Source organism: Ruegeria sp. CDSA033, from assembly GCF_059612305.1.
The window spans coordinates 1-6,564 of record NZ_JBXWQI010000045.1 but is presented as its reverse complement, the minus strand read 5'-3'; the positions used below and the strand labels follow the sequence as shown (position 1 = coordinate 6,564).

7 protein-coding genes are annotated in these 6,564 nt (G+C 51.8%); 5 read left to right on the top strand and 2 right to left on the bottom strand.

Features of this window, described 5'->3' with window-relative positions:
* Nucleotides 1-698: 698 nt before the first annotated feature.
* The 5 genes from AC2FLA_RS22180 (at nt 699) to AC2FLA_RS22160 (ending at nt 4,944) form a co-directional block, all read left to right on the top strand.
* Nucleotides 699-1,052, top strand: coding sequence for a hypothetical protein (locus AC2FLA_RS22180; protein WP_050602976.1), 354 nt, complete (start codon nt 699-701; stop codon nt 1,050-1,052).
* A gap of 912 nt (nt 1,053-1,964) precedes the next feature.
* Entirely contained in the window at nt 1,965-3,164 is a 1,200-nt protein-coding gene (locus AC2FLA_RS22175) for an N-acetyltransferase DgcN family protein (RefSeq protein ID WP_083445192.1), read from the top strand.
* Nucleotides 3,161-4,282: an alanine/ornithine racemase family PLP-dependent enzyme gene (locus AC2FLA_RS22170; RefSeq protein WP_282171204.1), complete on the top strand. Its 1,122-nt coding sequence runs from the start codon at nt 3,161-3,163 to the stop codon at nt 4,280-4,282. The genes AC2FLA_RS22175 and AC2FLA_RS22170 overlap by 4 nt, the downstream gene beginning before the upstream one ends.
* A 49-nt stretch (nt 4,283-4,331) precedes the next feature.
* Nucleotides 4,332-4,544, top strand: a complete 213-nt coding sequence (locus AC2FLA_RS22165; RefSeq protein ID WP_050602979.1) for a hypothetical protein — start codon at nt 4,332-4,334, stop codon at nt 4,542-4,544.
* A 118-nt stretch (nt 4,545-4,662) separates the two neighbouring features.
* Nucleotides 4,663-4,944: a hypothetical protein gene (locus tag AC2FLA_RS22160; protein WP_496725384.1), complete on the top strand. Its 282-nt coding sequence runs from the start codon at nt 4,663-4,665 to the stop codon at nt 4,942-4,944.
* 205 nt (nt 4,945-5,149) lie between these two features.
* Here AC2FLA_RS22160 and AC2FLA_RS22155 read toward each other — a convergent pair whose 3' ends face one another.
* Together AC2FLA_RS22155 and AC2FLA_RS22150 are read right to left on the bottom strand one after the other, a co-directional pair.
* A complete protein-coding gene (locus tag AC2FLA_RS22155; RefSeq protein WP_496725382.1) occupies nt 5,150-5,566 on the bottom strand; it encodes a hypothetical protein in 417 nt (138 codons plus the stop codon).
* A gap of 60 nt (nt 5,567-5,626) precedes the next feature.
* A complete protein-coding gene (locus tag AC2FLA_RS22150) occupies nt 5,627-6,148 on the bottom strand; it encodes a hypothetical protein (protein WP_496725380.1) in 522 nt (173 codons plus the stop codon).
* Nucleotides 6,149-6,564: the final 416 nt, after the last annotated feature.

The following is a 6,564-nucleotide window of genomic DNA, read 5'->3' as shown; positions in this document are numbered from 1 at the left end:
GCAGAGAAGACCCCATTACGGAAGTCAGCCTTCTGCGCACACCTGCCATTTGAAGTGATCAGTGTCGCGACCGCAGCGAACGGCAGCTCAGTGGCCGAACTATCGCTCCTCATCGTTGCCCCTCGAATGGCCGCAAGGAGCCCAAACTACATGTTTTCTGTGATGCAGCGAATGTCGGCTTCAGAGTGGCATGCTAATGAGGCTCCATAAGTGGTCACGGATTTTCCGATACACAAGGCGAATACCGGGTTGAGCCTAGTGCTTTCATCAGTATCGGGTCTTGAAATAAGCGTTGGGCCCATGAACGTTGTAATACCGTCGCCAAGTGGCTATGTTAAGTCTACTAAAGTTCTGGTTTTCTGCGGCCTAGGCGTATCGCCTGCCAGAGTAAACTAAGTTCTTCCATCATGAAAATTCAGCTGTCACATCCTCTGATTGGGATCTGATGTTTGGGAAGGTTGCCGATGTTATCGCGCACGACCACATCGATTGTGACGTTTGTTGATCCGTTGTGGTGATCAGACGCAGCAATGGCTTGCCAAGGAACTACAACGCAACTGTTGATCAAATGAAGTTTCAGTAGCTCGAACTGCGCCTATCGGTCATCGCGCCTTGGGAACGGCCCTAGCGCGAGAATAAGAACGCGCAAAAAGACACAAAACAGCGCGGCGGCGCTTTTCTCCGCCAGAGGATCCAAAATGACATTTCCAGAATGGACGAAACCAGGCATCTACGGTGCGTTGTGTGGTGCGATTGCGGTCTCAATCCTTGGCTTTACTTGGGGCGGTTGGACAACCAGCGGCAGCGCTCAAGAATTGGCGAAGGACCATGCAAGCGAAGAAGTGACGCTCGCGATGGTGCCGGTTTGCCTGAACAGGTCAGCGGCCGACCCCAGGCGCGAAGAAATAATCGTAACCCTCCAAGAGGCCTCTGGCTTCAGTCGCCGCAAGGCTATGATGGATACGGGTTGGGCTACGTTGCCGGGGTCGGAAACGCCAAGCCGTGACCTTGCAGATGCCTGTATCGCGGGGCTTGAGCTGGATGGATCATAACTCAAAGGCAATGCCGCAACTCTGTCAGGCGATCTGGGGAGCGCATCCGTCACCAGGCATTCAGATGATTGCGGCTCTGATTGTGCTCCCAATCTGTGCTCTGCTTCTGTTTTCAACGCCTGCATATGCTCAATCCACATCGCAACCTGTGCCTGAAAATGGCACTGCAAAGAGCTACGGTGACGGCTGGAAATGTAACGCCGGGTATAGGCTGAGTGGCGACGTCTGCGCCGTTGTCATAGTGCCAGCAAATGCGTATCCGACCAACCGCACCTATGGCTCTGGTTGGGAATGTCTTCATGGTTTTCGCAAGAAGGATGACACGGCCTGTGTTGCGGTGATTGTACCTGATGGCGGGTTTCTTGATCCATCAGGTGAGCGCTGGCATTGCTCTCGCGGTTTTCTCAAAATCGACGACACGTGCCAAGAAATTGTCGTACCCGCAAACGCTTACCTGGCAGCTACTACCTATGGGCCAGCGTGGAAATGCAAACGGGGGTTCGAAGCATCGGACGACCTTTGCGTCGCTATTGAAGTCCCGGCCAACGCGTATCTGAATTCATCAGGATACGGCCGACCCTGGACATGCGAACGTGGGTACTTTGCACAAGATGGGTCGTGCGCGCCCGTTGTGATCCCTGAACATGCCTTCTTTGACGATGCAAGTTACGGAACGGGATGGAAGTGCGAGCGGGGATACGCTGCCTCAGGTGCGAGCTGTGACGTAATAGACCTTCCTGCGAATGCCCATCTCGACAGGTCCGGAAACCGGTGGGACTGCAACAAGAATTTCAAGTTATCTAAGGGACTTTGCATTCTCGATAACTGAGCGTGCGGCACGATATTCTCGACTTCATTACCCAATGGTGACGGCAGCGTTGCCTTCGGTGTCGACCACAAAAAGGAAACATCATGAAAACCGACTTTAGCGCGGCTAACACTATCCGTCGTCCCGTCAGCGGTGCACAAGCGCCGCCATTGACCAGCGATGAACCCATAAGATCAACCTCTACCACTCAGATCGTCTCGCCAACAACTGCGATTGTCTATTGCCAAGGTAACTTCGCCAACATTGATGGCAAAACTGCTAATGGCCTTGTTCGTCATTCAGAGGCCTACAGGATCCTGTCTGTCATCGATAGCAACCACGACGGCGAAGACAGCGGGCAGATTCTTGACGATGCAGTAAACCACATTCCGGTCTTTAGAAGTTTGGACGCTGCTGTCGCCCATGAAACCGTCATCCCAGATACCCTCATTTACGGGATGGCACCATCTACGGGGAGACTCTCATCGACAGATCGCGACGTTGTTCTCGACGCGATTTCACTAGGTATGAACATCGTCAGTGGATTGCATGAATATCTGAGCGATGATCTAGAAATCGCGGCTTTTGCGGTCGAACGCAAAGTCACCATACGCGATATTCGAAAACCTAAACCCAGCAAGGATATGCGCCTGTTCGACGGAAGTATTGCAGGAGTGAAGGCACTGCGTATAGCGGTTCTTGGAACCGATTGCGCCATTGGAAAACGGACAACAGCGACCGTATTGGCCCGCGCTTTGAACGCAAGGGGCATCAAGACTGTTCTTGTTGGTACGGGCCAGACGGGTTTGATGCAGGGTGCAAAATATGGAGTGGCAATGGATGCCGTGCCGCCGCAGTTTTGTTGCGGCGAGCTTGAAGGTGCGATTGTTGACGCTTCCGAGGCTGAACAACCCGATGTCATATTGATCGAAGGTCAAGGGGCGTTAAGTCATCCGGCGTTCTGCACATCCGCCTTTATCCTGCGGGGCAGCCAGCCGGACGCCGTGATCCTTCAGCACGCTCCAAAGCGCGCACATCGCTGTGATTTTCCCAATATGCCAATGCCTAAACCTGCAAGTGAGATTGCCCTCATCGAAGCGTTTGCTGACACAAAAGTCATCGGCGTCACGCTCAATCACGAGGGGATGTCTGAGGCCGAGATTACCGAAACTATCGCCGCACAGTCACAAATACTCGGGCTGCCTGTAACGGATGTACTCAGCCGGCCAGCATCGTATTTGCTTGCAATGGTTGTCGCCGCCTATCCTGGGTTGCATCAACCCACACCTGTGGCTGCGATATGAGTACACCTCGCATTGAGGTGCATCTGAGCAAGATACGCCACAATGCAAAGACTGTGATCGGGCGCCTCAAGACTCGCGGCATCAGCGTTACTGGTGTGACTAAAGCAGTGTGCGGGCATCCAACCATCGCTCGGGCCATGCTGGACGGTGGCGCTGTGGGACTTGCAGAAGCGCGTCTTAGCAACGTTCGGAAGTTACGCAATGCGGGCATGACATGCCCGATCACCTTGATCCGTACACCAATGCTGAGCCAGGTTGATCAGGTCGTCCAGTACTGTGAGGCAAGCTACAACACAGAGATCCTCGTGATTACCGCTCTGGCCGCCGCCGCGATCCGGAAGGGCTGCATTCACGGCATTATCTTGATGGTTGAGATGGGCGATCTACGCGAAGGGATCATGCCAAAATACCTAGGCTCAATTGCACAACAAGTGGTGGATATGCCAGGTGTCGCGCTGAAGGGCATCGGAGCGAACTTCGCATGTCTGAGCGGAATTGCCCCGATTGCCGCAGACATGGACACCTTGTCTGGCCTGGCAAATGACATAGAAGGACAGTGTGGTCCCTTCCTTCAGATGGTATCTGGTGGTAACTCGGCCAACCTTCCTTGGGCTTTAAGTAGACACCCAGCTGGTCGCATCAACGATTTAAGGCTGGGGGAAGCAATACTGCTGGGCGTTGATCCGATTTCCGGAGATCAAATAGGCGGGATGTATACGGATGCCTTTACGCTTGTCGCCGAGGTCATTGAAACAGGGTCCAAACCTTCATCTTACCCACAGAGCATCTGCGACCCGGTATTCAAAAGACTTCACCTTGTCCCAAAAAGTGGACAGAGCACACAAGTAGTTCTCGCCATTGGTCAGCAAGATACAGACGTTTTCGGGCTTTCTATGCCTCCCAGGAATAGACTCATCGGTGCAACAAGCGATCATCTTGTCATCGGCACATCCCATTCGACACAGAGCGTAGGATCGGAAATGAGATTCCAAATGAACTATAGTGCGTTGATGAAAGCTATGTCCGCTCCTGACGTTCAGACAAAGCTGCTCCATCGCAGTCCTTTACGACACGCGCGTGTCTCTCAAGGACCAGGCAATCACCCGGCATCAATTTGAAATACTCAACTGACAAATGCGCCGTTGAAAACGGATAGGAGAATAACCATTGGCAAAGCTTAAAAAATCAACTGTCTTCAATGCACACGTTCCCAAGGCGGAAACGCCGATGGACAAAACAACGCGGGTCGTTAGGGAAATGGTCAACGAAGAAGCAGAGCAAAGACAGATCAAGAACGCCCGGCTTCGCAAAACTAGGCTCGAAAGGGATGCGACGACTCCATCTGAAGCCTGTCCGCCGAAGCCCGCCAAAAAGCGGTGACATGATCGTTGGCCCTCCTCTCCGCGCGACTCGATTGAGCGAAACACAAACAAAGCGGCTAGCGAGCACTGTTTATCTCAAGCATCAGTAGCGCCCGTACTCGTTTCAAGGATATGCCATGACAAACTCAGATGAGAGCTCAGAAAAAGTTCACTATATCTGCCAGACATATGTCGAACAGAAGCCAGGACGCGGAGGGCAAGGAAGCTTGAAAATTGGCAAGCAATTTGAATACTCCACGGCAGCGGAAGCACAAAACAGAGCAGAAAGAGAAGCGCAATCCGACGATTGCGCTGGCGCCGATGCCTACATGGTCAGTGAAGATCCGAACAGTGGCGAAGTCGGATCACCAAGTTTCCTCATTCGGCTTGGCAACGTCCCGGAATTTGAAGAGTTCTAGATATCTATCTGGCTTTAGCTTAGCTATCTATTTGCACCTTGAATTCGGTACTAGCTCGACCAAAAACACATCTTTTGGTGCCTGCAAAATAGACCATTTTGGACGTGGGTTTTGCAAAGAAACTGGGCCATGAATACCAGAAAAAACGGTCATTGGTGCAAGCGCAGCGAAAGCTAATTTTGTCCGCACAGCCGACATTCGCTCCCTATTGTTGAACGTCTTTCCGAAAACCACGAACCACCCAGAGCATTCCAAATCCCAAAACTAGAAGAAGTGTTGGCGGCAATACAGCGGCTGCAATGCTGAAGCGGACGGCTGTTCTTGCCTTCGTGATATGAGCGTTGTTGGCAGCGGCCTGTTCATTAAAATGGGGGGCAAGTTCTTCAAGCAGGTCGTCACGGTCGCGATCCTTCTGTTTGATTAGGTCAACACCATCCTTTTGTACTTCGAATTTCGTGGTACCATGTTGGATAGTAAGGAAGCCGCTGTTCCCTTCGACTACCTTCAAGTCAGAAGCCGCCAAGTTTGTCGGCTGGGTTTTTCCATTGAAGACCGTCTGCGTATCTTGAAAAATCCCCAACGATACAAAGACTAGGACTACCCAAATCGACGATAGAAGCATCCAACATCTGAATAGGCCCCTGGAAACATTCATGAGCAACTACCCAATTTGATCTGCTCCTTATTGTCGATCTACAGTATTGGCCTGCCGATCCGCCGCCATTTTCAACAACTCAAAAACCCCTTTGAGGACCTCATCGGCAATCCTCAAAGGTTCTTCGATTTCCTCATCAGTGACGGGTTCCTTGTGCATCATGTAGCGGTTTTGCCCAGGGCGCTCACGCCAATGCCCAAGCAATCGGATATCTCCATCGCGACCCGAAACCAGCGCGCCATGAATTATCCGGTTTCGGATGGGAAGACCCTCCTTCACTTCGCGAACAATTCTCTCCAGCAACCTGACCTCAGAATCAGGCAATTTTCCATTGGATTTTTCCGCAAATTTTTGGAGCTTCTTAAGTAGATTTGAAATCTCGAGACGCAGGCCCATTAGATGATTTGCCTGATCAACATCGTTTTCAGAAACCTGATGTTCGCCAATATAGTACGTCCACAGCGCGTGCTCTATGTGCGCGCACATTTGCGCGTAACACCCGACTTTGTAAATCAAGTCTTTCGGTAACCAAGATTCGATGCCAAGCACTTCTGCTCCTTATAGTGAACTGCTGATTATGCGCATGACCACAGGTGCCATCTGCAGGAAAGTCCCAAAAGCAATCAGCGCTAATCCTCTTTTAGCCCAACGCGAAGCTGCCAAAAGGTTTCGAACCATCGGCAGCCTTAGCTGATCTTCTATGCTTGGGCCACTCATACGCGACACACCTATCCGGGCCGCATCTTCTGGCTTCAGAATTACCGCCCAAGCGGTTATCACCGCGCCGATAAGCGTTGCGAGCAAGCCAAAAAAGTTAACCAGTCCGCCAAAGTTCGCTCCTTATTGTTGACTTTCGAATGTCCGCCTTGAGCCCTTTGTTCCAATAGATCTTAGGGTCAGGACTCATAGCCAATAGATAACGAGTGCTGCGAGGGCGATTGCTGACAGGAAGACCTTCGGGCACC

Coding starts and splice junctions, on each gene's coding strand:
- AC2FLA_RS22160 (WP_496725384.1), top strand. CDS start 4,663: ATGACAAACTCAGATGAGAGCTCAGAAAAAGTTCACTATATCTGCCAG.
- AC2FLA_RS22155 (WP_496725382.1), bottom strand. CDS start 5,566: ATGCTTCTATCGTCGATTTGGGTAGTCCTAGTCTTTGTATCGTTGGGG.
- AC2FLA_RS22170 (WP_282171204.1), top strand. CDS start 3,161: ATGAGTACACCTCGCATTGAGGTGCATCTGAGCAAGATACGCCACAAT.
- AC2FLA_RS22180 (WP_050602976.1), top strand. CDS start 699: ATGACATTTCCAGAATGGACGAAACCAGGCATCTACGGTGCGTTGTGT.
- AC2FLA_RS22175 (WP_083445192.1), top strand. CDS start 1,965: ATGAAAACCGACTTTAGCGCGGCTAACACTATCCGTCGTCCCGTCAGC.